The 24,731-nt window shown below is 70.4% G+C and carries 16 protein-coding genes; 9 read left to right on the forward strand and 7 right to left on the reverse strand.

From position 1 onward, the window contains the following. The first annotated feature begins 4 nt into the window (after window positions 1–4). On the forward strand, window positions 5–1,480 hold the full coding sequence (gene gatA, locus KOI35_RS00800; protein ID WP_215784034.1) for an Asp-tRNA(Asn)/Glu-tRNA(Gln) amidotransferase subunit GatA: 1,476 nt from the start codon (window positions 5–7) through the stop codon (window positions 1,478–1,480). After that, window positions 1,477–2,976, forward strand: coding sequence for an Asp-tRNA(Asn)/Glu-tRNA(Gln) amidotransferase subunit GatB (gene gatB, locus KOI35_RS00805; protein ID WP_215784035.1), 1,500 nt, complete (start codon window positions 1,477–1,479; stop codon window positions 2,974–2,976). The genes gatA and gatB overlap by 4 nt, the downstream gene beginning before the upstream one ends. A gap of 4 nt (window positions 2,977–2,980) precedes the next feature. On the opposite strand, the gene KOI35_RS00810 is transcribed toward gatB, so the two are convergent. The 3 genes from KOI35_RS00810 to KOI35_RS00820 form a co-directional block, all read right to left on the reverse strand. Beyond that, entirely contained in the window at window positions 2,981–4,600 is a 1,620-nt protein-coding gene (locus tag KOI35_RS00810; protein WP_215784036.1) for a metallophosphoesterase family protein, read from the reverse strand. Between the two features lie 66 nt (window positions 4,601–4,666). After that, window positions 4,667–5,842 (reverse strand): PQQ-dependent sugar dehydrogenase, encoded by a 1,176-nt coding sequence (locus KOI35_RS00815; RefSeq protein ID WP_308120717.1) that lies wholly within the window; start codon window positions 5,840–5,842, stop codon window positions 4,667–4,669. Window positions 5,843–5,897: 55 nt separating this feature from the next. Next, on the reverse strand, window positions 5,898–6,275 hold the full coding sequence (locus tag KOI35_RS00820) for a PH domain-containing protein (protein ID WP_308120718.1): 378 nt from the start codon (window positions 6,273–6,275) through the stop codon (window positions 5,898–5,900). 185 nt (window positions 6,276–6,460) lie between these two features. On the opposite strand from KOI35_RS00820, the gene KOI35_RS00825 reads away from it, so the two are divergent. Continuing rightward, window positions 6,461–9,088 carry a putative bifunctional diguanylate cyclase/phosphodiesterase gene (locus KOI35_RS00825; RefSeq protein ID WP_308120720.1) on the forward strand — a complete coding sequence of 876 codons (2,628 nt, stop codon included), beginning with the start codon at window positions 6,461–6,463 and terminating at the stop codon, window positions 9,086–9,088. Window positions 9,089–9,092: 4 nt separating this feature from the next. Here KOI35_RS00825 and KOI35_RS00830 read toward each other — a convergent pair whose 3' ends face one another. After that, the gene (locus tag KOI35_RS00830) at window positions 9,093–10,106 is read right to left on the reverse strand and encodes a LacI family DNA-binding transcriptional regulator (RefSeq protein ID WP_215784037.1); all 1,014 of its coding nucleotides are present in this window, start codon (window positions 10,104–10,106) and stop codon (window positions 9,093–9,095) included. A gap of 310 nt (window positions 10,107–10,416) precedes the next feature. Here KOI35_RS00830 and KOI35_RS00835 point away from each other — a divergent pair, with 310 nt between their 5' ends. From KOI35_RS00835 to KOI35_RS00855, 5 genes are read left to right on the forward strand one after another with little or no spacing between them, the layout of a single operon-like run. Then, window positions 10,417–11,700 (forward strand): ABC transporter substrate-binding protein, encoded by a 1,284-nt coding sequence (locus KOI35_RS00835; protein WP_215784038.1) that lies wholly within the window; start codon window positions 10,417–10,419, stop codon window positions 11,698–11,700. Between the two features lie 57 nt (window positions 11,701–11,757). Beyond that, complete coding sequence (locus KOI35_RS00840) at window positions 11,758–12,738, forward strand: carbohydrate ABC transporter permease (protein ID WP_215784039.1); 981 nt, start codon at window positions 11,758–11,760, stop codon at window positions 12,736–12,738. Continuing rightward, on the forward strand, window positions 12,735–13,592 hold the full coding sequence (locus KOI35_RS00845) for a carbohydrate ABC transporter permease (RefSeq protein ID WP_215784040.1): 858 nt from the start codon (window positions 12,735–12,737) through the stop codon (window positions 13,590–13,592). The genes KOI35_RS00840 and KOI35_RS00845 overlap by 4 nt, the downstream gene beginning before the upstream one ends. 55 nt (window positions 13,593–13,647) lie before the next feature. Beyond that, window positions 13,648–16,071 carry a glycoside hydrolase family 2 protein gene (locus tag KOI35_RS00850; RefSeq protein ID WP_215784041.1) on the forward strand — a complete coding sequence of 808 codons (2,424 nt, stop codon included), beginning with the start codon at window positions 13,648–13,650 and terminating at the stop codon, window positions 16,069–16,071. After that, complete coding sequence (locus tag KOI35_RS00855; protein ID WP_215784042.1) at window positions 16,068–16,493, forward strand: immunity protein CdiI family protein; 426 nt, start codon at window positions 16,068–16,070, stop codon at window positions 16,491–16,493. The genes KOI35_RS00850 and KOI35_RS00855 overlap by 4 nt, the downstream gene beginning before the upstream one ends. Before the next feature lie 130 nt (window positions 16,494–16,623). Here the strand turns inward: KOI35_RS00855 and KOI35_RS00860 are convergent, their stop codons facing one another. The 3 genes from KOI35_RS00860 to ilvD all read right to left on the reverse strand — a co-directional run bounded on the left by KOI35_RS00860 (window position 16,624) and on the right by ilvD (window position 22,095). Then, entirely contained in the window at window positions 16,624–19,140 is a 2,517-nt protein-coding gene (locus KOI35_RS00860) for an MFS transporter (RefSeq protein WP_308120721.1), read from the reverse strand. Window positions 19,141–19,212: 72 nt separating this feature from the next. Beyond that, window positions 19,213–19,962: a siderophore-interacting protein gene (locus tag KOI35_RS00865; RefSeq protein WP_215784043.1), complete on the reverse strand. Its 750-nt coding sequence runs from the start codon at window positions 19,960–19,962 to the stop codon at window positions 19,213–19,215. A gap of 285 nt (window positions 19,963–20,247) precedes the next feature. Continuing rightward, a complete protein-coding gene (gene ilvD / locus KOI35_RS00870; RefSeq protein ID WP_215784044.1) occupies window positions 20,248–22,095 on the reverse strand; it encodes a dihydroxy-acid dehydratase in 1,848 nt (615 codons plus the stop codon). A gap of 103 nt (window positions 22,096–22,198) precedes the next feature. On the opposite strand from ilvD, the gene KOI35_RS00875 reads away from it, so the two are divergent. Beyond that, window positions 22,199–24,532 (forward strand): putative bifunctional diguanylate cyclase/phosphodiesterase, encoded by a 2,334-nt coding sequence (locus tag KOI35_RS00875; protein WP_308120722.1) that lies wholly within the window; start codon window positions 22,199–22,201, stop codon window positions 24,530–24,532. Window positions 24,533–24,731: the final 199 nt, after the last annotated feature.

The raw sequence follows: 24,731 nt of genomic DNA on the forward strand, positions 1-24,731 counted from the left end.
CGCTGTGTCTGACCTGACCACGATGTCGGCGGCGCAGCTCGCCAAGGCGATCGCGGGCAAGGAGGCCTCGGCCGTCGAGGTCGCGACCGCCCACCTCGACCGCATCGACGCCGTCGACGCCCGGGTGCACGCCTTCCTGCACGTCGACCGCGAGGGCGCGCTGGCCGCGGCCGCTGACGTCGATGCCGGCAAGGTGACCGGCCCGCTGGCCGGTGTGCCGATCGCCGTCAAGGACGTCATCGCCACCAAGGGCGTGCCCACCACCGCCGCCTCCAAGATCCTGGAGGGCTGGCGGCCGCCCTACGACGCGACGCTCGTCGAGCGGCTGCGTGCGGCCGGCACGGTGATGCTCGGCAAGACCAACATGGACGAGTTCGCGATGGGCTCGTCGACGGAGTATTCGGCGTACGGCCCGACGAACAACCCGTGGGACCTCGGTCGCATCCCGGGTGGCTCGGGCGGTGGCAGCGCGGCGGCTCTGGCGGCGTACGAGGCTCCTCTGGCCATCGGCACCGACACCGGTGGCTCGATCCGCCAGCCCGGCGCGGTCACCGGCACGGTCGGGGCCAAGCCGACCTACGGCGGCACCTCGCGCTACGGCCTGATCGCGTTCTCGTCCTCGCTCGACACCCCCGGCCCCTGCGCCCGCAACGTGGAAGATGCCGCGCTGCTGCACGCCGTGATCGCCGGGCACGACCCGCGCGACTCGACGTCGATCCCGCAGCCGGTGCCCGATGTGGTCGGCGCGGCCCGGCTGGGCGCGACCGGCGACCTGAGCGGCGTCAAGCTCGGCGTGGTCAAGGAGTTCGCCGGCGACGGGTCCGAGCCGGGCGTGCTGAGCGCGTTCCACGAGTCGCTCGAGGCGCTGGTCAAGCTGGGCGCCGAGATCGTCGAGGTCTCCTGCCCGCACTTCCAGTACGCGTTGCCGGCCTACTACCTGATCGCCCCGAGCGAGGCCTCGTCCAACCTGGCCCGCTTCGACGGCGTGCGCTACGGCCTGCGCACCGGCGACGACGGCCGCCACTCGCTGGAAGAGGTCATGTCGCTGACCCGCGAGGCCGGTTTCGGCCCCGAGGTCAAGCGCCGCATCATCATCGGCGCCTACGCGCTGTCCAGCGGCTACTACGACGCCTACTACGGGCAGGCGCAGAAGATCCGCACCCTGATCACCCGCGACTTCGAGTCGGCGTGGCAGAAGGTCGACGTGCTGGTCTCGCCGACCACCCCGTTCGTCGCGTTCCCGTTCGGCTCGCGCACGTCGGATCCCTACCAGATGTATCTGGCCGACCTTTTCACCATTCCCACCAACCTGTACGGCGGCCCGGCGATCTCGGTTCCGTGCGGGCTCTCCGAGGGCCTGCCGGTCGGCTTCCAGGTGATGGCCCCGACGATGGCCGACGACCGGATGTACCGCGTCGCCGCGGCGCTGGAGTCGGCCGTCGGCACCCTGACCCCGCCGACCCTGGAGGCGTCCGCATGACCACCACCGCGCTGAACTCCTATGAGGACGCCGTCTCGCGGTACGAGCCGGTCATCGGCCTCGAGACCCACGTCGAGCTGGGCACGGCCACCAAGATGTTCTGCGGCTGCCGCACCGAGTTCGGCGGCGAGCCCAACACCCAGGTCTGCCCGGTCTGCCTGGGCCTGCCGGGCGCGCTGCCGGTGGCCAACCGCGCGGGCATCGAGGCGACCATCCGGATCGGTCTCGCGCTCAACTGCGACATCGCGTCGTGGTGCCGGATGGCGCGGAAGAACTACTTCTACCCCGACATGCCGAAGAACTTCCAGACCTCCCAGTACGACGAGCCGCTGTGCACCGAGGGCTACGTCGACGTCGTGGTCGGCGGTAAGGACTACCGCATCGGCATCGAGCGGGTGCACCTCGAGGAGGACACCGGCAAGTCGCTGCACGTCGGCGGCGCGACCGGTCGCATCCACGGCGCCACCGAGTCGCTGGTCGACTACAACCGGGCCGGCATCCCGCTGGTCGAGATCGTGACCAAGCCGGTGCCCGGCCTCGGCGCGCTCGCCCCCGAGGTGGCCAAGGCCTACGTCGCCGAGCTGCGCGACATCATCCGCTCGCTGGGCGTCTCCGACGTGCGGATGGAGCAGGGCTCGCTGCGCTGCGACGTCAACACGTCGCTCAACAAGCCGGGTGAGGAGTGGGGCACCCGCACCGAGACCAAGAACGTGAACTCGCTGCGGTCGGTCGAGCGTGCGGTCCGCTCCGAGATCATCCGGCAGTCGACCCTGCTCGACGAAGGCACCCGCATCTTCCAGGAGACGCGGCACTTCCAGGAGACGACCGGCGACACCCGTCCCGGCCGCTCCAAGGAGACGGCGACCGACTACCGCTACTTCCCCGAGCCCGACCTGGTGCCGATCGCGCCCGACCCGGCCTGGGTCGCCGAGCTCAAGGCCGCCCTGCCCGAGAAGCCGAGCAGCAAGCGGGCCCGGCTGCGGGAAGACTGGGGGATCAGCGAGATCGACATGGAGTCGGTGGCCAACGCCGGCGCGGTCGAGCTGATCGAGGAGACCATCGCGGCCGGTTCGTCGCCCGCCGGGGCCCGCAAGTGGTGGATGGGTGAGCTGGCCCGCCGGGCCAACGAGACCGGGGTCGACCTGGCCGCCGTGGGTGCCACCCCGGCCCAGGTGGCCGCGCTGCAGAAGCTGGTCGACGACGGCAAGCTGAACGACAAGCTGGCCCGTCAGGTGCTCGAGGGCGTCGTGGCCGGCGAGGGCGACCCGGCCGCCGTCATGGCCGCGCGGGGTCTCGAGGTCGTCTCCGACACGGGCGCGCTGACCGCGGCCGTCGATGAGGCGATCGCCGCCAACCCCGACATCGCCGCCAAGATCCGTGACGGCAAGGTGGCCGCGGCCGGGGCGCTGGTCGGCGCGGTCATGAAGACCACGCGGGGCCAGGCCGACGCCAAGACGGTGCGCGAGCTCATCCTCGAGCGCCTGGGCGCCGTGTAAGAGATCAGCCGCTGGGCGACACGGACACCGACGGGGAGGGCAGCGCACCGATCACGTTGCGCTGCATCTCCACGTTGGACTGGCCGGTGCCGCCCAGCTGGATGTCGTCGTACGCCTTGAGCTCGTGCTTCTCGTCGAAGTAGAGCACCGACAGGCTCAGCGGCGTCGGCTGTTCCTTCTCCAGCCCGCGCAGCCCGGCACCGCCGGTCGACCCCTCGACCATCAGCCGGGTGGACATCTCGGGCACGGTCGCACCCGCCGACGGGGCGGCTGAGGGCGACGCCGAGGGGGCCGGCGTGGGCGGCTGCATCAGCTCGACCGACCGCTGGTGCTTGTGCCCGGCCAGCACCAGCGGCACCACCCCGGAGAGCGGCGGCGCCATCGCCGGGTCGTGCACCAGCGCGATGTCGACCGGCTTGTCCGACGCCCGGATCGTGTCGGCCAGCTGGGTGCCCGCCCGCAGCAGCGGCGACTGGGCCGCGGCCTCGGCGTCGTTCTGCGCCGCGGGCGTCTCGCTCTTGTCCGGGGTGAACTCCGGGTCGCCGATCCCGCCGATGGTCAGCCCGGCCACCGTCTGGATCTTGTTGTCGAGCACGATCGCGTTGCGCTGCCGCCCGACCGCGGACTGGATCGACGCCGAATCGTGGTTGCCCCGGACCCAGACGTACGGCACGCCGACCGACGGGATCGACGACGCGTACCCCGTCTCGGCCGTGCTGCCCCAGTCGACCAGGTCACCCGTGTCGATCACGGCGTCGATGTCGAAGGTCTGCACCACCGTGCGGATCAGGCCGAACGACGACGGGTTCAGGTGCAGGTCGGAGACGTGCAGGATGCGGGTCGTGCCCTCGGCCGGCTCGTAGACCGGCAGCGACGACACGGTGGTGTAGAGCCGGCTCACGTTGCTGACGATCTGCTGCAACTGCTCGGAGTAGCGCCCGTAGTTGTCGGCGATCCGCCGCGCGTCACCGACCACGGCCGGCGCATTCACCAGCAGGCCCTCGTAGCGGGGCTCGGCGATCGAGTCGGGCCGCAGCGTGCTTGCCGCCAGCCCGAAGCTCCCGCCGGTGACCACCAGCGCGGTGACCCCGGCGGCGGCGACCCGGCGGACGTTCCGGAAGATCAGCGCGCTGAGCACCATGGCGCTGAGGATGGCGATGCCGAGGGTCCGGACGCCGAGCCGGATCACGCCGGTACGCACGTCGTCGACCGCGTTCTCGCCGGCCCGGCTGATCGCGGCCGGGTCGTCGATCAGGGCCTCGGTGCGGTTCTGGTCGAGGGCGGCCAGGTTGACCTTGAGGTGGACCGGGCCGTCGTGGCTGTCGAGGTGCAGCGAGCCGAGCGGCGGCAGATCGACCTCGGTGCCGCCGAAGATCGACGGGCTGATCGACATCTCGGCCCGGAACGGACCCACGTTGACGGTGGCGTGGCCGAACAGCAGCGTCCCGATCACCACGCCGCCCACGCCGATCAGGCCGACCATGGCCGAGACCCGGGCCCGCCGGCTCCACGGGTTGCGCCGGATCCGACCGAAAACCCGTCCCGTCCCGTACGTGAACCGCCGCCCCGCCGAAACGAGTCGTTGCCAGGTCGTCGGTGCCGTCGAGGCCGTCTGCTCGGTCATCGTCGGCTCACCTGCCCTGCCCCTCCGCTCGTCAAACCGTGTGTGGTCTCTCCCACGGTGGCACGGTCAGCTGCGCCCGGCGCCGCCGTCCGAGAAGACAAGCCGAATGATCCGGTCGTCGTCGGGGCCGGGCTCGCCGCCCTCCTCCTGGTTCGACGTGCCGACCCAGAGCGACCCGTCGGGCGCGGCCACGATGCTGCGCAGCCGGCCGTACTCGTTGGCCAGCACCTGCTGCGGCGTGCCGAGCACGGTGCCGTTCTCGGTCACGTTGAGCAGGTAGACCCGCTTGCCGAGCAGGCACGCGGTGGCGATCGTCTGGTCGAGCGCGGCCACCCCGGAGCAGCCCGACTCGTCGGTCGTCCAGCTGAACAGCGGGTCGGCCAGTTTCGGGTCGGTGCTGGTGCCGTCGGCCTTGGGCCATCCGTAGTTCTTGCCCTTGGCGATCACGTTGAGCTCGCCCGACTTCTTCTGGCCGCTCTCGCTCGCGTACATGCGCTTGGTCTTGTCCCACGAGATGCCCTGCACGTTGTGGTGGCCGGAGCTCCACACCAGGCTGGTCTTGACCGGGTTGCCCGCCGAGGGCTTGCCGGCCGTGGTCATCCGCAGGATCTTGCCGCCCAGGCTCTTCGGGTTGGGCGCCTGCGAGCCGGTCGGCGTGCCGTCGCCGGTGCCCGCGTAGAGCTGACCGTCGGGGCCGAAGGCGAGCGCGCCGCCGTTGGCGTCGGTCGAGCGCGGGATGCCGGTGAGGATCGGCGTCAGCTTCTGGCCGAGCACGAGCTTGCCGACCCGGTTGTCCTTGGCCGTGGAGTAGTACACGTAGACCGTCTTGTCGGTCTCGTACTTCGGCGAGACGGCGATGCCGAGCAGGCCGCCGTCGCCGGACGCCTGCACCTCGGACAGGCGTTGGGCCTCGGTGACGGTCAGGCCCTCGGCGTCGGACTCGGGCCCGACCTTGAGGATGCGGCCGGTGTCGCGCTCGGTGACCAGGGCCGACCCGTCAGGCAGGAAGGCCATGCCCCACGGCACGTCGAGCTGTTTGGCCAGCACCGTGACCGCGACCTCGGAGCTGCCGCCGCTGGGGTCGTCGGCCTCGCCGGACTGGTCGGACGACGGGGTCGGCAGGTTGGGCGGGGCGCCCTGCTGGTCGGGATCGGGCGGCCCGAAGCTGCACGCCGAGGTCAACCCCAGCACGGCGGCCAGCGCCACCGCGGCGGCCCGGACCCGGCGGGTACGCACGATCACTCGACCTCCTCGAGATGCGACGCACCCAGGGTAGCGAGGCCGCCTGGGAACGAGATCACAGTTCGTCGGAGTCGCCCACCGGCTGGCCACCGGCCGCCAGCACGCGCGGCAGATTGTCCCGGGTGACGCCGGTCAGCCGGATGACGTTGCCGTTGTCGAGCAGGGCGGACATCTGCCCACGCCGGCCCGGGGCCAGCTCGCTGATCCGTTCCCACGGCACCGGGGTGCTGCCGAACAGGGCACGGACCCGAAGCTCGTCGGGGTAGACGTCGGTGCCGGCGCGCCAGGCCCAGACGTAGACGGCGGCCGGGACGAGCAGGAGCAGAGCGAACCACCGGGACTCGCCGGTCAGCGGGATCCCGCCGACGAACGCGATCGCGGCGGCCACCATGAGGGCGCCGGATTTGCGGACGCGGAGGCGGGGCTTGGGCACGCGCCCATCCTCCCACCCGGGCCGGACAGCGCCGCCGCCGGACCCGTACGACCAGCGTCCATACCCGACTATTCTCCAGGTGCGCGGGGTAATGCCCGGCCGTAACCTGTTCGGGGGACGTTCGTTGTCCGGTGCAGGTCTCCCGACCCCCTCATTCAACGACGAGCATCGAAGGATCCGTCGACGTGGCAGTGCCAGCCCCCGCGCACGCCACCCGCCCCCGCGGCCGGGTGTGGTTCCTGGGTGTGCCCGTGGCGGCCGCGATCGTGCTGCTGGCCGGGGTGGCCGGGCCGGTCCCGCCCGCGCTCGCCCTCGCCGCCGGGGCCGGTGGCTGTGCCCTGTGGGCCTGCGCGCTCCTGGTCCGGGCCGCCCTCTCGATCCACCACACCGACCGCTCGTTCGTGGCCTGCCGGGGTGCCGGTTTCGTCGGGATGGGCGCTCTCGGCACCGCCGTGGCCACGCTGCTCACCGTGCTCTCCCCGCCCGACGTCGCGGTCTGGGTGACCGTGTTCTTCGGCCTCGCCGCCGCCTGCTACGCGGTCGGCACGCTGCTGCTGCCCGGGGGTGGCAAGGGCTGGGTGGTCCACTCGCGGCGCGCCTTCGACGGTCTCGGCCTCGGGGTGAGCCTGGCGTTCGCGGGCTACCTGCTCACGCCCGAGCGCTCGGCCCACCCGGGCAGCCTGCCGGTCATCATGGTCGGCGCCACCGGCGCCGCGGTCGTGCTGGTCGCCGTGCTGCGGGGCTGGCCGCCGCGCCGTCCGGTGCTGCGTTGCGGCCTCGGGGCGATCCTCGTGCTGGCCGGGCTGGGTGCGATCGCGACGCTGCTCACGGCCGGCCTCGACGGACGTCCGCTGGCCGCGTTCGGCCTGCCGATCGTGGCCGGGCTGGCGCTGACGGTCGAGGGCGGCACCCGCCGTGACCTGCCGGTGGCACCGCTCGAGCCGCGCAACCCGGATCAATACCTGGCCAGTTATCCGCTGCTGGCCGTCCCCGCCGGGGTCGGCGTGGTGGCCGCGGTCTGGCATCTGATCGTGGCCCGCGAGTTCGACACGACCAGCATCATCCTGGGCATCGCCATGGTGGCCGTGCTGGTCATGCGCGAGCTGCTGGTCGTGCACGACATCCGGCGCTACGCGGGGCAGTTGCAGACCGCCGAGGCCCACTTCCGGTCGCTGGTCGCCGGGGCCACCGACCTCACCCTGGTGCTCGACGAGAACCTGCGGATCCGCTGGCAGTCGCCGGCCGCGTCCCGGCTGTTCGGGCTCGACGACGACGAGGTGGTCGGCCGGGAGTTCCGCGACCTGATCCACCCCGACGACGCCGAGCAGGCTCGGGAGACGATCGACGCGGTGCTCGCCGGCCCGGCCGCCGACGGCCCTCCGGTGCTGCTCACGGCCCGCATGCGGGACGGCGCCGACCTGTGGCGCGACACCGAGTCGACGATCGCCGACCAGCGGTCGGTGCCCGAGGTGGCGGCGCTGGTGGTGCACGTCCGCGACATCGGCGAGCGGCGCCACCTCGAGCGGGCTCTGCACCGGCTGTCGGCCACCGACCAGCTGACCGGGCTGGCCAACCGGCGGGCGCTGATGCGCGACCTGCTGGCCTACCGGCGACGGGCGGGTCGGCCCGGCACCCTGCTGGTGATCGACCTGCACGGCCTGGCCGGGATCAACGACACCCGGGGCCGCGAGACCGGTGACGCGGTGCTGATCGAGGTCGGCCGGCGTCTGCGTGGCCTGCTCGGCCCCGACGACGTGCCGGCTCGTCTCGGCGGTGTCGAGTTCGCTGTGCTGACGACCGACGGCGCCGTGCTGGCCTACGCGCTGGCCACCCGGATCGCGACCGTGCTGGCCGAGCCGCACCAGCTGCCCGGCACGGTGGTCGAGCTGCACGCCAGCATCGGCCTGGCCGAGCTGGCCGGCGGCGCCGACTCGGACGAGGTGCTGCGGCACGCCGACCTGGCCCGCAAGCGCGCCCGGCAGCTCGGCCTGGACCGCGTGGAGTGGTACGACCCCGACGTCGAGATGAAGCTCAACCGCCGGATGGATCTCGAGCGGGAGATCCTCGGCGCGGCTGAACGGGGCGAGCTCGACCTGGTCTTCCAGCCCGTGGTCGACCTGCGGGACCAGCAGCCGGTGGGCGTCGAGGCGCTGCTGCGCTGGCGGCACCCGCAGATGGGCACGATCCTGCCCAACGAGTTGCTGCCGATCGCCCGGGCCGTGGGCATCTCGGCCGAGCTCGACGAGTGGGTGCTGGACGCCGCGTGCAAGCAGCTCTCCGGTTGGGCGGGCGGCGACAACGACTTCTGGCTGTCGGTCAACGTCTCGCCGCGTGAGCTGCTCACGGCCCGGTTCCCCGACCGGGTGGCGTCGACCCTGAAGCGCTACGGCGTGGCCCCCGAACGCCTGGTGGTCGAGGTGGCCGAGGCCTGGATCGCCGAGGACGTGCCGGCCATCGTGGCCTCGCTGGCCGGGCTGCGCAAGCTCGGGGTGCGGGCCGCCCTCGATGACTTCGGCGCCGGGCAGGCGTCGCTGTCCCACCTGCGGCGGCTGCCGGTCGACATGCTCAAGCTGCACGCCTCGCTGGCCAATTCGGCGCCCGAGACCACTGTGGGCCACGGCCCGGCCGTGATCGACGTGGTGGTCAGTCTGGGCCGCCGGCTCGGCCTCGAGATCGTCGCCAAGGGGCTGGAGTCGGAGGAGCAGATCGAGCGCGCGGCCAAGGCGGGCTGCCTCTACGGCCAGGGCTTCGCGCTGGGCCGCCCGGCCCCGGCCGAGCGCATCGAGGCCTATCTGGAGACGCACCGGGGCTGAGGCCTCAACGCGGCGGTGCGGTGCTCCCGCGCGGGGTCAGGTGGGCGGTGCCGGCCTCGACGTTGCTGACCTGCTTGCCGTCGATGGCGGCGAGCAACTCGCGGGCGGCGTGCGCGCCGTACTCGGCGATGTCGCGCGACAGGGCGGTCAGCGGCGGGTGCACCAGGCTGCAGAGCGGAGAGTCGTCCCAGGCCACGATGGACAGGTCGCCCGGGACGGCGAGCCCCATCTCCTGCGCCACGGCCAGCCCGGCCACGGCCATCACGTCGTTGTCGTAGATGACCGCGGTGGGCCGTTCGGTGCCGATCAGCAGGCGGCGGGTGGCCCGGCCACCCTCTTCGCCGGTGTAGTCGGACGGCACGGTCAGCGCCTCGGTCAGGCCGAGCGCGGCGCAGATGTCGTTGAACGCCCGGGTGCGCGTCTGGGTGTGCAACAGGCCGGGCAGGCCACTGACCCGGGCGATCCGCCGATGGCCGAGCGCCACCAGGTAGCGCACCGTCTCGGTGATCGCGCCGGCGTCGTCCGACCACACCTGGGCGATCTTGCCGGTGTCGCCCGGGCCACCGATCACCACCGCGGGCAGTTGCAGTTGCTGCAGCACCGGGATGCGGACGTCGTTCTCCCGGAGGTCGGTGACGATCACGCCGTCGATCCGGCGCTCGCCCCACCAGCGGCGGTAGACCTCCACCTCTTGCTCGGGGGTGGCGACGACCTGCAGGGTCAGCGCGTAGGACCGGGCGGCCAGCTCGGCCTCGAAGCCGCTGATCAGGCCCATGAAGAACGGCTCGATGCTGAGGATGCGGGCCGGCCGGGACAGCGTCAGCCCGACGGCGCGCGCGCTCGCCCCGGACAGCGCCCGCGCGGCGCTGTTGGGGTTGAAGCCGATCTCCTGGGCGATGGCCACGATGCGCTGCCGGGTCGCTTCGGAGACGCCGGGCTGGCCGTTCAGCGCGTAGGACACCGCGCCTTTGGACACGCCCGCCCGCCGCGCGATGTCGGCGATCGTGGGCCGCTTCACTCGGTCTCCTCTGTTCCCGCCGAGCCTACCGGCGGAGTTTACCGGGGCCGGAATCGGTAGAGCGCTCTCACGGCGAGACCTGCTGACCAGAACGAGCGGCTACTGAACTTCTTGATCGGTTAAGTGTTGGCGACCACACCGTGCTTTGTAAACCAGGCTGGCCGGGAAAGTCCGTTTCACACCGCTTAATCGTCACTGACAACGTTGACAAATCACCGGCGTAACACGGTATTGACACTCATCGAGTGGCGGCTTAGCGTCTCCACAACTTACCCGGTTCAGTAAACACTCACTCCGTACGGAGGATTCGATGAGACGGACTCTGGGCGTGGTTGCCGCCGGCCTGGCCGCAACCCTGGTGATCGCGGGATGCAGCGGTCGCGACCTCGAGGGCGACAGCTCCAGCAACACCGCGGGCGGCGAGCAGATCACGCTGAAGGTCGCGTTCTGGGGCGACATGGGCCTGGACAACCTGAAGGCCGAATACGAGAAGGCGCACCCGAACGTCAAGATCGTGCTGAACAGCGGCGAGTTCAACGCCCAGCACGAAGACCTGCAGAAGAAGCTGGTGACCGGCTCCGGGGCCCCGGACATCTCCGCGGTCGACGAGGGCTTCATCGTCCAGTTCCGCAACCAGGCCGACAAGTTCGTCAACCTGCTCGACAAGGGCGCCGGCGAGTACGAGTCGAAGTACCTGGACTGGAAGTGGAAGGCGTCGATGTCGGCCGACGGCAAGCAGATCGGCCTCGGCACCGACGTCGGCGGCCTGGCCATGTGCTACCGCTCCGACCTGTTCAAGGCGGCCGGCCTGCCCACCGACCGCGACCAGGTCTCCAAGCTCTGGTCCAACTGGGACCAGTTCATCGAGGTCGGCAAGCAGTACACGGCCAAGACCGGCAAGAAGTTCGTCGACTCCGGCACCAACATGTTCAACCCGGTGCTGGCCCAGCAGCCCGTCGGCTTCTACGACGAGCAGGAGCAGCTGCAGATGAACGGCGGCCCCAAGGTCGCGTTCGACGTGAGCATGAAGGCCATCGACGCCGGCATCTCGGCCAACCTGGCCAGCTTCCAGCCCAACTGGGACCAGGGCTTCAAAAAGGACCAGTTCGCCGTCCTGGCCTGCCCGGCCTGGATGCTCGGCCACATCCAGGAGACCGCGCCCGACCAGAAGGGCAAGTGGGACATCGCCGCGATCCCGGGCGGCGGCGGTAACTGGGGCGGTTCGTGGTGGACCGTTCCGTCGCAGGGCAAGAACATCGACGCCGCGGTGGACTTCGTGAAGTGGATGGTCGCCCCGGAGCAGCAGATCGAGGTCTTCGAGACGGTCGGCAACCTGCCCTCGCAGCCCGAGCTCTACAAGGACCCGAAGGTGCTGGCCTTCAAGAAGGAGTTCATGAGCAACGCGCCCACCGGCCAGATCTTCGCGGCCACCGCGGCCAACCTGAAGCCGCAGTACCTGGGCAAGAAGAACGGCCCCACCCGGGTGGCCGTGGAGAACGTGATCACGCGCGTGCAGCAGGGCGGTCTGAAGTCGGACGCGGCCTGGGCGGAAGCGGTCAAGCAGGCCGACAAGGTCGCCAAGACCGCCAAGTAAGGCAGTTCCGACGGCGGGGCGGCGCACACGCCGCCCCGCTCTCTCCTAGGAGTGGCCGTGTCCCTCACCGAGCTCCGGCCGGCGTCGCATCGCCAGGTCCCGCCGCCGAAGAACGTCAAAACCAGGAGCTGGCTCTACCGGTTCGACAACAAGACCGTCCCGTACGTCTTCATCTCCCCGTTCTTCATCCTGTTCGGCATCTTCGGGGTCTTCCCGCTGATCTTCAACGGGATCGTCGCCGTCCGGAACTGGCAGCTCGACGACCCGGCGGCGAACGGCTGGGTCGGCCTGGACAACTTCCAGCGCCTGCTCACCGACGAGGACTTCTGGAACGCGCTGGGCAACACGTTCGGCATCTTCATCCTCTCCACGGTGCCGCAGCTGCTGATCGCGCTGATCATCGCCAACCTGCTCAACCGCCGGCTGCGCGGTAACACGTTCTGGCGCATCGGCATCCTGCTGCCCTACCTGACGCCGGTGGTCGCCTCGACCCTGGTGTTCGCGATCTTCTTCGCCCGCGACAACGGCATGGCCAACTGGTTCCTGTCGCTGGTCGGCTTCGGGCACGAGACCCCGCTCGACTGGCGGGCCCAGAAGTGGAGCGCCTGGCTGGCCATCGCCACGATGGTCAACTGGAAGTGGATCGGTTACAACGCCCTGCTCTACCTGTCGGCGATGCAGGCGATTCCCAAGGACGTGTACGAGGCGGCGGCGGTTGACGGCGCCGGTCCGTGGCGGCAGTTGTGGCGGATCACCGTGCCCATGATCCAACCGGTCGTGGTGTTCACCGTGATCCTGTCGACCATCGGGGGGCTGCAACTGTTCAACGAGCCGATGATGTTCGACGAGAACCCGCAGTCGGCCAGCGGCGGCTCGGACCACCAGTTCCAGACGATCGCCCAGCTGATCTACAAGGTCGGCTGGAAGGACCTGGATCTCGGCTACGCGGCGTCCATGTCGTGGGCGCTGTTCCTGATCATCCTGATCGTCGCCGGCATCAACACCCTGCTCACACGGCGCATCGGAGGCGAGCGATGACCAAGACGTACGTGAATCGCGCTCCGCAGGACACCCGGGGGAGCTGGCTGACGTACGTGGGCCTGGGTCTGGTCCTGCTCTTCTCGGCCTTCCCGGTCTACTGGATGTTCGTCATCTCGACGAGCACCGACGAAGCCGTGGCGCAGATGCCGCCGTCGGTCATCCCCGGTGGCGAGTTCTGGACCAACGTCCACGAGGTGTTCACGCTCAACGAGGTGTTCTTCGCGGCGTCGCTGATCAACAGCGTCATCGTGTCGGGCGTGATCACGCTGTCCACGCTGTTCTTCTGCTCGCTGGCCGGTTTCGCGTTCGCCAAGCTGCGCTTCCGCGGACGCAACGCGCTGCTGGTCGTGGTCGTGCTGACGCTGACCGTGCCGAGCCAGCTGGGCATCGTGGCGCTCTACATCGTGATGGACAAGGTGGGCTGGAACCAGACGCTGCTGGCGGTCATCGCGCCCAGCCTGGTGAGCGCGTTCGGGGTGTTCTACATGCGCCAGTTCATCGCCCACGCCGTACCGGATGAACTGGTGGAATCCGCCCGGATCGACGGGGCGCTGAACATGCGCGTCTACTGGAACATCATCCTGCCGGCGATCCGGCCCGCGCTGGCCGTGCTCGGGCTGCTCACCTTCGTGATGGCCTGGAACGACTTCCAGTGGCCGCTGATCCAGCTCAACGGCACCGACTTCCCGACCTCGATGGTCGCCCTGTCCGACCTGGCCAGCGGCAACTACGTGATCTATCGGCGGGTGCTGGCGGGCGCGTTCCTGGCCACCGTTCCGCTGATCGTCCTGCTGTTGATCGGCGGGCGCCAGATCGTGCGAGGGATCATGGAAGGCGCCGTCAAGTCCTGATCTCCGTGCCCGCGGCTGACGCCAGTCGCGGGCACGGGCCCGCAAAAGGAGAACCGTGACCTCGTACCGACAGTTGCACGACGGCTGGACCGTCTCCGGCCTCCCGGCCACCGTGCCCGGCTGCGTGCACACCGACCTGCTGCGGGCCGGGCGGATCGAGGATCCGTACCTGGACGCGAACGAGACCGCGCTGTCGTGGATCGGGCGCTCCGATTGGACGTACGAGACGACGTTCGCGGCCGCGCCCCGGTTCGGGGAGCGGACCGATCTCGTCTGCGCCGGCCTCGACACGGTCACCGAGATCACGCTGAACGGCGAGCGGGTCGGCGAGACGGCCAACATGCACCGCGGCTACCGCTTCGACGTCGGCCCGCTGCTGCGCGACGGCGACAACGAGCTGAAGATCAAGTTCACCAGCGCTTACACGTACGCCGAACAGCAGCGCGATCGACTCGGGGCGCGGCCGAACGCGTACGAGGAACCCTTCAACTTCATCCGTAAGCAGGCCTGCAACTTCGGCTGGGACTGGGGCCCGACCCTGGTCACGGCGGGCATCTGGTCGCCGATCGGGCTCGAGACCTGGTCGGTCGCCCGGCTGGCCGAGGTGCGGCCCCAGGTCACGGTGACCGGTGGCGTCGGCCGGGTCGAGCTGCGGGTCCGACTCGACCGGCTCTCGGCCGACCCGGTGAAGATCACGGCATCGGTCGGCGGGCGGACCGCCCAGGCCACCGTCGACGGCATCGAGGCGCTGCTCATCCTCGAGGTCGACGAGCCCGACCTGTGGTGGCCGCGCGGCTACGGCTCGCCTTCGCTGTACGACCTGGTGGTATCGCTCTCCGCCGGGGATCAGCACCTCGACTCGTGGACGCGCAAGATCGGATTCCGGGATGCGCGTGTCGACACGACCGACGGGGGCTGGACCGTGGTCGTCAACGGCGTGCCGGTTTTCGTACGGGGAATCAACTGGATCCCGGACGACGTGTTCGCCGACCGCATCACCCGGGACCGGCTGGCCACCCGTTTCCAGCAGGCGGCCGACGCCAACGTCAACTATCTGCGGGTGTGGGGCGGCGGCCGGTACGAGTCGGACGACTTCTACGAGCTGGCCGACGAGATGGGCTTCCTGGTGCAGCAGGACTTCCTGTTCGCCTGCGCGGCCTATCCCGAGGAGGAGCCGTTCCGCTCCGAGATCGAGGCCGAGGCCCGCGAGAACGTCGTCCGCCTGGCGTCGCATCCCAGCCTGCTCGTGTGGACCGGCAACAACGAGAATCTGTGGGGCCACGAGGACTGGGACTGGAAGCCGGCGTTGAACGGGCGTACGTGGGGAGCCGGTTTTTACTACGACCTGCTGCCCCGGATCGTCGGCGAGCTCGACCCCACGCGCCCGTACTGGCCGGGCAGCCCGTACTCGGGTAACCCCGACCGCTACCCCAACGATCCGTCCTACGGCACGACGCACATCTGGGACGTGTGGAACACCGACGACTACACGAAATATGGCGCCTACCGCCCGCGATTCGTTGCCGAGTTCGGATTCCAGGCCCCGCCCACGTTCTCCACGCTGCGCCGATCCATTTCGGACGCCGCACTCGCACCCGACTCGCCCGGCATGGCTCACCACCAGAAGGCGATCGGCGGTGACCAGAAGCTGGCCCGGGGCCTGGCCAATCACCTGCCGGTTCCGGCCGACTTCGACGACTGGCACTATCTGACCCAGCTCAACCAGGCCCGCGCGCTGCAGTTCGGCATCGAGCACTTCCGGTCGCTGCGGGGCATCTGCGCCGGCACGATCATGTGGCAGCTCAACGACTGCTGGCCGGTCACCTCATGGGCGGCGATCGACGGCGACGGGCGCAAGAAGCCTCTGTGGTACGCGATGCGCGACGCCTACGCCGATCGGCTGGTGACCTTTCAGCCCCGTACGGGAAAATCTCTCACCGCCGGCGGACCACTCACCGACATCGAACCCGGCACGGTCGTCCCCGTTTCGGCCCCGCCCGCATTGGTGGCCGTGAACGACGGCACTTCCGTGTGGGCCCTGCAGACGACCGTCAGCCGCCGCAACCTGGCCGGCGAGGTCCTGGCATCGTTCGAGGCGGTCGCCGCCATCGAGCCGGGCGACGCGGTCACGCTGACCCTGCCCGACGAGGTGGCGACGCCCGGCGATCCGCTCACCGAGTTCCTGGTGGCCGGCGAGGTGACGTGGTTCTGGGCGTCCGACAAGGACATCCCGTGGCCGGCCGCCGACTACACCGCCTCGGTCTCCGGTGCCGAGGTGACTGTCCACGCGCGGTCGATCCTGCGGTCGCTGACGCTGTTTCCCGACCGGCTCTCCCCGGCCGCCGAAACCGACCGCGCGGCCGTCACCGTGCTGCCCGGCGAGTCGGTCACGTTCACGGTCACCTCGGCCGAGCCCCTGGATCCGGACGCCCTCACCAGCCGTCCGGTCCTGCGCTGCGTCAACGACCTGATCCCGTGACGGATCCGCGTCGGCACTCGGCGTTCTGCCCTCGCGGGCGTCCGCCGACCGGCCGGCGGCTCGAGATGTTCCCGGACTACGGCGCGTTCCCGGTGTGGGGCTGGTTCACCCTCCCCGCCCGGGGCGGCCACCCGGCCCGGGACGTCCACGGCGGCCTCGGCCCGCGCAACCTCGGCATCAGCGACGAGCTGGCGGTCGCGTTGAAGGAGTGGGCGCAGTGGCAGAACGACCACCAGCGCGGCCCGGACCTGCACTCGCTGGAGAACGCGCCGCCGACCACCCCCGAGGACTGGGCCGACTGGGATCGTCGCGGCCGGGAGCTGGCTTCGGAGTTGGCCCGAGAGACCGGCGACCTGGTCGTCTACCTCTGGCCCGCCGACGGTCGCGACGCGAGCTGCCCGCATTGCGGAGAGAAAAAATGAGCCCCGCACATCACCCACCCACCACCGGGGGGCCTCCGCCACTGGCGTCAGTCTGACGTGTTTTGCGAGGCCGGCCCGGTGCGGAGGCGATTCGCTGTGGATAACTCCCGGCTGTGGATAACTGTTGTCCTCAGTGGAGCGACGTGAGGACGGCCGGTGTGCCCAGCGTGATGTCATGGGCCGCGTGGTCGCCGGTCAGCTCGACCCGGGTCGCGACCGGGGCGTGCCCGCTGGCCGCCACCGTATAGATGCCCGGCGGCAGGTCGCGCAGCTCGTAGTGCCCTTCGTGATCGGTCGTGGCCGCGCCCGCCACCCGGCCGAAGCGGTCCACCGCCACCACCGACGCCTGCGGGATCGGGTGGCCCGACCCGGCCGCCCGCACGTTGCCGGTCAGCACGCCGCCCACGGCCAGGGCCAGGTCGACCGGCCCGGACTCGTTGGGGGAGACCGTGCGCGACGCCGGCCGGGCGTGCGGGGCGGTCGCGGTCAGCGTGTATTCCGGGCCGTCCAGACCGGGCAGCTGATAGCGCCCGTCCGGTCCGGCGGTCGTCGTCGCGACCACCTCACCCTTCTGGTTGGTCAGGGTCAGCGTGGCGCCGGGCAGGCCGCGTCCCGCCCGGTCGGTCACCCGCCCGGTGATCTGCCCGGCCCCGGCCAGCGACAGCACCCGCCTTATCTCGCCCGCGGCCACGTTGATCACCGCGGCGGCCGGCTGGTGCCGGTCGGCTGCGCAGATCAGCAGCAGTGAGCCGCCGGTGTGCAGCACCATCCGGTACGAGCCGTCCTCGGCGGTCACCGCGCGGGCCAGCTGCTGCCCGGCGAAGTCGGTGATCGTCAGCGTGGCCCCGGGCAGCGGCAGGCCGCCCGGTCCGTCGATGCGCCCGCGCACCACCGCGTCGCCCGGGCCGGTCGGCTCGTCGAACGAGGTGGTGGGGTCGTCGGTCAGCTGAGCAGTCTCCATGTTGGGTGTCCGTTCGAAGCTGGGCCCGGAATCGAAGAGCCGGGCGAGATCGGCGTCAAGGTCGGAAAGGTCGGCACGGGCGAGAGCGTGTTCAGGTGAGGACGGCGCTCCGGCCGCCGCCGTTCTCAGGGGCACGTGGGGAAGGAACAGGAAAAGGACGAACGCAACAAGCAGAATGGCCGCCGCGACGAGGAAAATGGCGTCCACCGCGTCCGAGAAACCCACTTTGAACGGATGGGCCAGCACCGGCGTCACCCGTTCGAGGAAGGACGTGTCGTCCAGGGCTGATTTGTCGCCGTGGAGTGCCCCGGTCAGGGCCGGGTCCGCGGCCGCGGCGGGGTTCTGCATCGCGCGTTGGAAGGCGGTGTCCGTCCGGAACGCGGCGGCGATCTTATCGCCCGCGGTGGCGAACAGGATCGACAGGAAGATGGCGGTTCCGGCCGTCGCGCCCATCTGCCGGAAGAACGTCGACGACGCGGTGGCCACGCCGATCTCGGTCGGCGGCATCGCATTCTGCACGGCCAGCGTCACCGGCTGGAGCACGAAACCGAGCCCGAGACCAAAGATTCCCATGTGGACACCAGTGTGCCAGAACGGCGTGTCCACACCCACGGTGTGCAGCAGGACGAGACCCACGATCATCAGAGCCGCACCGGATGCGGGAAAGACGCGATATTTTCCCGTACGGGAAATGGTCTGTCCCGAGACGAGCGAGCCGATCATGATCCCGGCCGTCATCGGCAGGAGCTGCAACCCGGATTCGGTCGGTGTCGCGCCGCGCACGATCTGCAGGTAGAGCGGCAGCAACGCCAGCCCACCGAACATGCCCATTCCGGTGACGAACCCGCCGCCCGCGGTCAGCGCGAACGTGCGGTTGCGGAAGAAGCGCAGCGGAATGAGCGCGGCCGGCCCCATTCGCGATTCGACGAACAGGAATGCCACCAGTCCGATGGAGCCCACGAGGTAGCAGGCGACCGACCGGCCGGAACCCCATCCCCACGTACGCCCCTGCTCGGCCACGGTCAGCAACGGCACCAGGCAGACGCAGATGGTCAGCGCGCCCCACCAGTCGATCCGGTGATCGCGCCGGTTGTGCCGGATGCGCAGCACCCGCGCCACCACGACCAGCGCGACCGCACCGATCGGCACGTTGACCAGGAAGACCCAGCGCCACCCGGCGATGCCGAGTAGTTCGTCGGTGCCGGCCAGGAACCCGCCGATCACCGGCCCGAGCACGCTCGCCGACCCGAACACGGCCAGGAAGAAGCCCTGGTAGCGAGCCTGTTCGCGGGGTGGTACGAGGTCGCCGACGATGGCCAGCGCGAGTGAGAACAGCCCGCCCGCACCCAGCCCCTGCACCGCCCGGAACGCGGCCAGCTGATACATCGATCCGGCGAACGCGCAGGCCGCCGACCCCACCACGAAGATCGAGATCGCGGCCAGGAAGAACCGCTTGCGTCCGTAGATGTCGGACAGCTTGCCGTAGAGCGGGGTCGAGATGGTCGCCGTGATCAGGTAGGCCGTGGTCACCCAGGCCTGCACGCTGAGCCCGTGCAGGTCGTCGCCGATGGTCCGGATGGCCGCGGTGACGATCGTCTGGTCGAGCGCGGCCAGGAACATGCCGAGCATCAACCCGGCGAGCACCTCCAGGGTCTGCCGGTGGCTGCGCGTCTCAGAGGTGCTCACTCATCGAGCAACGACCCGGCCCCGTGCGAAGTTGCCCTCTGGGAAAGATCAAATTCGGTTTCCCGTACGGGCTCAGGCCCCGTCCCGCCCTTTGCCCATCGCCTTGCCCTCGATCCAATACGCCTGCGTGTACGTGTTGTCCTTCGACGCTCCGGCCCGGCCGCGCGCGAGAGCCCGTACGGCTTTGAGCGATCCCGATTCGCCCGCCGCCCAGAACTGCCACCCCGGCCGCAGCTTCTCGCTGACGGCCGTGGCCAGTGAGTCGGCGCCCTCCCGCGGAACCCGGTGCACGGTCAGCCCCGGACGCGCCACCAGCGGAATCTGGTCGTCCTCGGCGTGCCCCTGCTCCAGCACCAGTTCGACGTCGACGCCGGCTTTCAGGGTGCGCAGAATGCCGTTGACCGCCGGAATCGACGCGGCGTCGGCCACCAGCAGCAGCCCGCTCACGCCGTCGACGAGCTCGAACGGCTGCGACCCGAGCGACACGACCGCCACCTGGCTGCCCGGCTCCACGGTGGTCGCCCAGGCCGAGGCCGGTCCGGCCGGTTCGTGCAGCACGAAGTCGACCTCGATGGTGCCGGCCGCCTCATCCGCTTCCGAAATCGTGTAGGCGCGCTGGTACTCGCGCTTGCCCCCGTCCGGATCCGGGATCCAAAATCGCAGCCAGGCCGCCGGCTCGGGCCGAACTTTGCTGAACAGCGTCGGCGCGGCAAAGCTGAGCCGCACAAAATGCGGCGTGATCTCCCGCCGCCCGGTCATCGTGAGCACGTGGTCGCGCCCGCCGAGCACCTTGATGACGGCCCCTTCCCAGCCCCGCCCCATCAGGCCACCCCCGCCGTCACCGCTACGAGCTTCCGCACGCCACTCACCCCTCACCTCTCATCAAGACAGGTAAGGCTAACCTAAGCTTTGGTCTTGCGGGAGCAGCCACCGCCTCCCCCGCCCACCCAGGGACGGGCCGACTCTACGCACCGCGCGACCCTGCGAGGCCGCGTTATCCACAGCCGGCGACGGGCAGCCCGGAGTTGTCCACAGGGCGCGGCGGTCCCGTCAACGAAAGCGGCCACTCACCCTCCGGGGTGGGTGGCCGCAGTGTGCTGAGCGCTTTTACTCGGGGACGCGGCGGTAGGCGCCGTCGCTGGCGCTGGTGGCCATCGAGGCGTAGGCGCGCAGCGCGGCCGAGACCGGACGCTGACGGTCGACCGGCGTGTACGGCTTGGCGCGGCGCTCCTGCTCGTGGCGGCGCTGGGCCAAGGTCTCGTCGTCGACGTGCAGGGTGATGCCCCGGCCGGGGATGTCGATGCTGATCTCGTCGCCGGTTTCGACCAGGGCGATCAGGCCGCCCGCGGCCGCCTCGGGGGAGACGTGGCCGATGGACAGGCCGCTCGTGCCGCCGGAGAAGCGGCCGTCGGTGATCAGCGCGCACGCCTTGCCGAGACCGCGGCCCTTCAGGAAGCTGGTCGGGTAGAGCATCTCCTGCATGCCGGGGCCGCCGCGTGGGCCCTCGTAGCGGATGACCACCACGTCGCCCTCGACCACCTGCTTGCCGAGGATGCCGTCGACCGCCGCGTCCTGTGACTCGAAGACCCGGGCGGGGCCGGAGAACTTCCAGATCGACTCGTCGACGCCGGCTGTCTTGACCACGCAGCCGTCGGGGGCCAGGTTGCCGAACAGGATGGCCAGGCCGCCGTCGACCGTGTAGGCGTGGTCGACCGAGCGGATGCAGCCCTTTTCGGCATCGGTGTCGAGCGTCGACCAGCGGTTGGACGTGCTGAACGGCTGCGTCGTGCGCACGCCGCCCGGCGCCGCGTGGAACAGCTCGAGCGCGGCCGCCGACGGGTTTTCGGCGCGGATGTCCCACTCGGCCAGCCACGGGTCGAGGCCGGTCGAGTGCACCGAGCGGACGTCGGTCTTGAGCGCGCCACCACGGTGCAGCTCGCCGAGCAGGGCGGGGATGCCGCCGGCCCGGTGCACGTCTTCCATGTGGTATTTCGGGCTGTTCGGCGCGACCTTGGACAGGCAGGGCACCCGGCGCGAGATCTCGTCGATGTCGGCCACGCTGAAGTCGACCTCGGCCTCGCGGGCCGCGGCCAGCAGGTGCAGCACCGTGTTGGTCGAGCCGCCCATGGCCACGTCGAGGGCCACCGCGTTTTCGAAGGCCGACCGGTTGGCGATGCTGCGGGGCAGGACCGATTCGTCGTTGTTCTCGTAGTACTGCTTCGCGATGTCGACGATCAGCGAGCCGGCCTTTTCGAACAGGGCCTTGCGCGACGCATGGGTGGCCAGCGTCGAGCCGTTGCCCGGCAGGGCCAGCCCGATCGCCTCGGTGAGGCAGTTCATCGAGTTGGCGGTGAACATGCCGGAGCAGGAGCCGCAGGTCGGGCAGGCCGACCGCTCGATGGTGTCGAGCTGCTCGTCGGTCACGTTCTCGTTGGCGCTGGCGCTCATCGCGTCGACCAGGTCGAGCTTCTCGTGCACGATGCCCTCGATCGCGATCGTCTTGCCGGCCTCCATCGGGCCGCCGGAGACGAACACCGTCGGGATGTTGAGCCGCAGCGCGGCGATCAGCATGCCGGGGGTGATCTTGTCGCAGTTCGAGATGCAGACCAGGGCGTCGGCGCAGTGCGCGTTGACCATGTATTCGACCGCGTCGGCGATCAGCTCGCGGCTGGGCAGCGAATAGAGCATGCCGCCGTGGCCCATGGCGATGCCGTCGTCGACCGCGATCGTGTTGAACTCGCGCCCGACGCCACCGGCCTGAGCGACCGCATCAGCGACGAGGCCGCCCATGTCCTTGAGGTGCACGTGACCCGGTACGAACTGGGTGTAGCTGTTGGCAATCGCCACGATGGGCTTGCCGAAGTCGTCGTCGGTCATCCCGGTGGCGCGCCAGAGGGCACGCGCGCCGGCCATGGTCCGACCGTGGGTCGAGGTCCGGGAACGCAGGTCAGGCATCCCCACAGTGTGCCACTCCCGGAAGTAAGGACCGCCAACTCCGTCCATAAGTCGGGACGCCGGGGGGCTTAATATATTGATCGGCATCGGGCAGAGTGTTCCCGTGCAAACACCGTCCGGCGTGGAGCTGGCCGGACTGGCCGGCCTTCTGGTCGCCGTCCCGGCCGTTGCCCTGCTGGGCGATTCCGGGCGTAAACACACCGGTGCGGCCCGCCGGGCCCACCTGCTGCTGGCCGCCGGTGGTGCGATCGCGACCGGGGCCGCCCTGGCCGGCGTGCTCACTGTGCTTCTCACCACCTCGACCCCGCCGCGCATGGGCCTGGGCTCGGCCGTCGCCACCGGCTTCGCGCTGGGCGTCCTCACGCTTCTGGTCGGCACGGCGCTGCTGCCGGGCGCGGCCGAGAACGCCCGGGCCGCCGTGCGGCACCTGCTCGACGGCCTGGTCATCGCGGCCGCGATCTGGTTCGTGGGCTGGGTGCTGATCGCCGAGCCGACCCGCATCCTGGGCGACGCGACCCCGATGGCCTGCCCCTCGGTGCTGGTGCCGGCCGCGCTCACGGTGGTCTCGCTGGGCCTCACCATCGTGCTCGCGCTGCACGCCCATCGGCCGAGGCTTATCACCGTACGGGTGGCCGCGGGCGTGAGCCTCGTCTCGGCGGCCGCGGTCGCCATCGCCAGCGGCATCTGTCAGGACTGGGACGGCGTGACCCTGGCCGGGGCCCTGATGCTGCCGGCCGGCCTGTTCGTGATCGCCCGCGCGGTCAAGGTGGCCGACCGCCCGGTCGAGGTGGTGGGCGACGTCACCGACCGCAACACGGCGTACGCGGTGGTCCCGATGGTCGCCATCGTGGTGGCGCTGGGCTACCACCTGGCCCGTGGCGGCGTGCTCGACCTGTACGGCTTCCTGGGCGCCGGCGTCGAGGGTTTCGCGCTGGTCGGGCGGCAGTTCCTGGCCCTGCGCGACGTGCGGCGTTACACGGTCGAGCTGCGCGAGCGGGAGTCCCACTTCCGCGAACTGGCCCACACCGACCCGCTGACCGGCCTGGCCAACCGCCGCGGCCTGCAACGGGCGCTGCGCGAGAGCGGCGACTCCCGGGTGCTGGTCGGCATCGACCTGGACGGCTTCAAGACCGTCAACGACATGCGCGGCCACGACGTCGGCGACGCCGTGCTGGCCGAGGTGGGCGACCGGCTGCGGCACAACCTGCTCGACGGCGACGTGGCGGCCCGGCTCGGCGGCGACGAGTTCGCGGTGCTGATGCGCGGGAACGCCGAGGAGGCGCTGCTCACCGCGCATCGGCTGCTGGCCGTGCTGGGGGAGCCGTACGAGGTGGAAGGGTCGGCGGTCTTTCTCTCGGCCAGCATCGGGGTGGCCGACTCGAACGCGCTCAGCCCGGCCGACACCGGCGAGCTGATCCGCGACGCCGACCTGGCCCTGCGCTACGCCAAACAGCGCGGTAAGAACCGGGTCGAGCGCTACCAGGCCCGTTACGACGAGCTGCTGCGCCGCCGGGGCACGCTGGAGAGCGAGCTGCGGCACGCGATCGACCGCAAGCAGCTCCGGCTCGTGTTCCAGCCGGTGGTGGCGCTGCCCTCGATGCGGCCGGTCGGCGCCGAGGCCCTGCTGCGCTGGCACCACCCGACGCTCGGTTCGGTGCGGCCGGACGAGTTCATCCCGGTCGCCGAGGAGTCCGGGCTGATCAACCGGATCGGCGCCTGGGTGCTCGAGCAGGCCTGCATCCAGCTCGCCGACTGGCTGTCCCGCGGTCACGACGTGTGGGTGTCGGTCAACATGTCGCCCAAGGAGCTGCACAACACCGATTACGCGGGTCACGTGGCCGACGTGCTCGAACAGCACGGCGTTCCGCCGCAGCGGCTGGTGCTCGAGGTGACCGAGCACGCCGTGGCCACCGACATGGAAGAGCTGATCAGCCGGCTGGCCGAGCTGCGGGCCACCGGGGTCCGGATCGCGCTCGACGACTTCGGCGCCGGCTACTCCTCGCTGGGCCAGCTGCGCACGCTCCCGGTCGACATCCTGAAGATCGACCACGCTCTGGTGGCCGAGCCGGAATCCCGTACGGGGACGGCCGCGCCCCTGGTCGACGTGGTGGCCCGCCTGGGTCACCGGCTCGGGCTCGAGGTGCTCGCCGAGGGCATCGGCACCCCGGCGCAGCGGGCCGTGGTCGAAGAGGCGGGCTGCCGGCTGGGTCAGGGCTCGCTGTTCGGCTGGGGCGTGCCCGCCGAACATCTCGAGGCGCAACTGCAGACGCTGCGCCAGGGTGGCCCGGCCCGGCCGATCCCGGCGCCCCGCTCGGCCCCGCCGGTGGACGCGGCCGCGCGCAGTCAGGTCGTCATGTTGGGGCCCGGAATGCGCCAGCTCAGGGCACTATTGCCTAGTGATCCGGGGTTCGGCGCCCAGCCGGGTGAGTCCGAGTGATCAAAATGTGGGATCAGTTGACTCGCCGGATGGGATGGGGCAAGGTTGGCAGCATGTGCTTCGCGTCCCGAGTACTTATGTGAGCGCACTCCAGTTGGGTTAACCCCAACCAGAGTGCGCTAGGTCCCGTGCTTCCCGGCACGAGGGCCTTTTTTGTTGCTCAAGTACCGGTCGCCCCAACCCGTAAAGGTATGAAGTG

This window comes from Paractinoplanes bogorensis (assembly GCF_018829635.1).
In the GTDB taxonomy this organism is placed as follows: domain Bacteria; phylum Actinomycetota; class Actinomycetes; order Mycobacteriales; family Micromonosporaceae; genus Actinoplanes; species Actinoplanes bogorensis.

What these genes read in the sequence shown, in the direction of transcription:
- KOI35_RS00810 (WP_215784036.1), bottom strand. Translation starts at nt 4,600, where the DNA reads ATGACCGAGCAGACGGCCTCGACGGCACCGACGACCTGGCAACGACTC.
- KOI35_RS00835 (WP_215784038.1), top strand. Translation starts at nt 10,417, where the DNA reads ATGAGACGGACTCTGGGCGTGGTTGCCGCCGGCCTGGCCGCAACCCTG.
- KOI35_RS00865 (WP_215784043.1), bottom strand. Translation starts at nt 19,962, where the DNA reads ATGGGGCGGGGCTGGGAAGGGGCCGTCATCAAGGTGCTCGGCGGGCGC.
- gatB (WP_215784035.1), top strand. Translation starts at nt 1,477, where the DNA reads ATGACCACCACCGCGCTGAACTCCTATGAGGACGCCGTCTCGCGGTAC.
- KOI35_RS00845 (WP_215784040.1), top strand. Translation starts at nt 12,735, where the DNA reads ATGACCAAGACGTACGTGAATCGCGCTCCGCAGGACACCCGGGGGAGC.
- ilvD (WP_215784044.1), bottom strand. Translation starts at nt 22,095, where the DNA reads ATGCCTGACCTGCGTTCCCGGACCTCGACCCACGGTCGGACCATGGCC.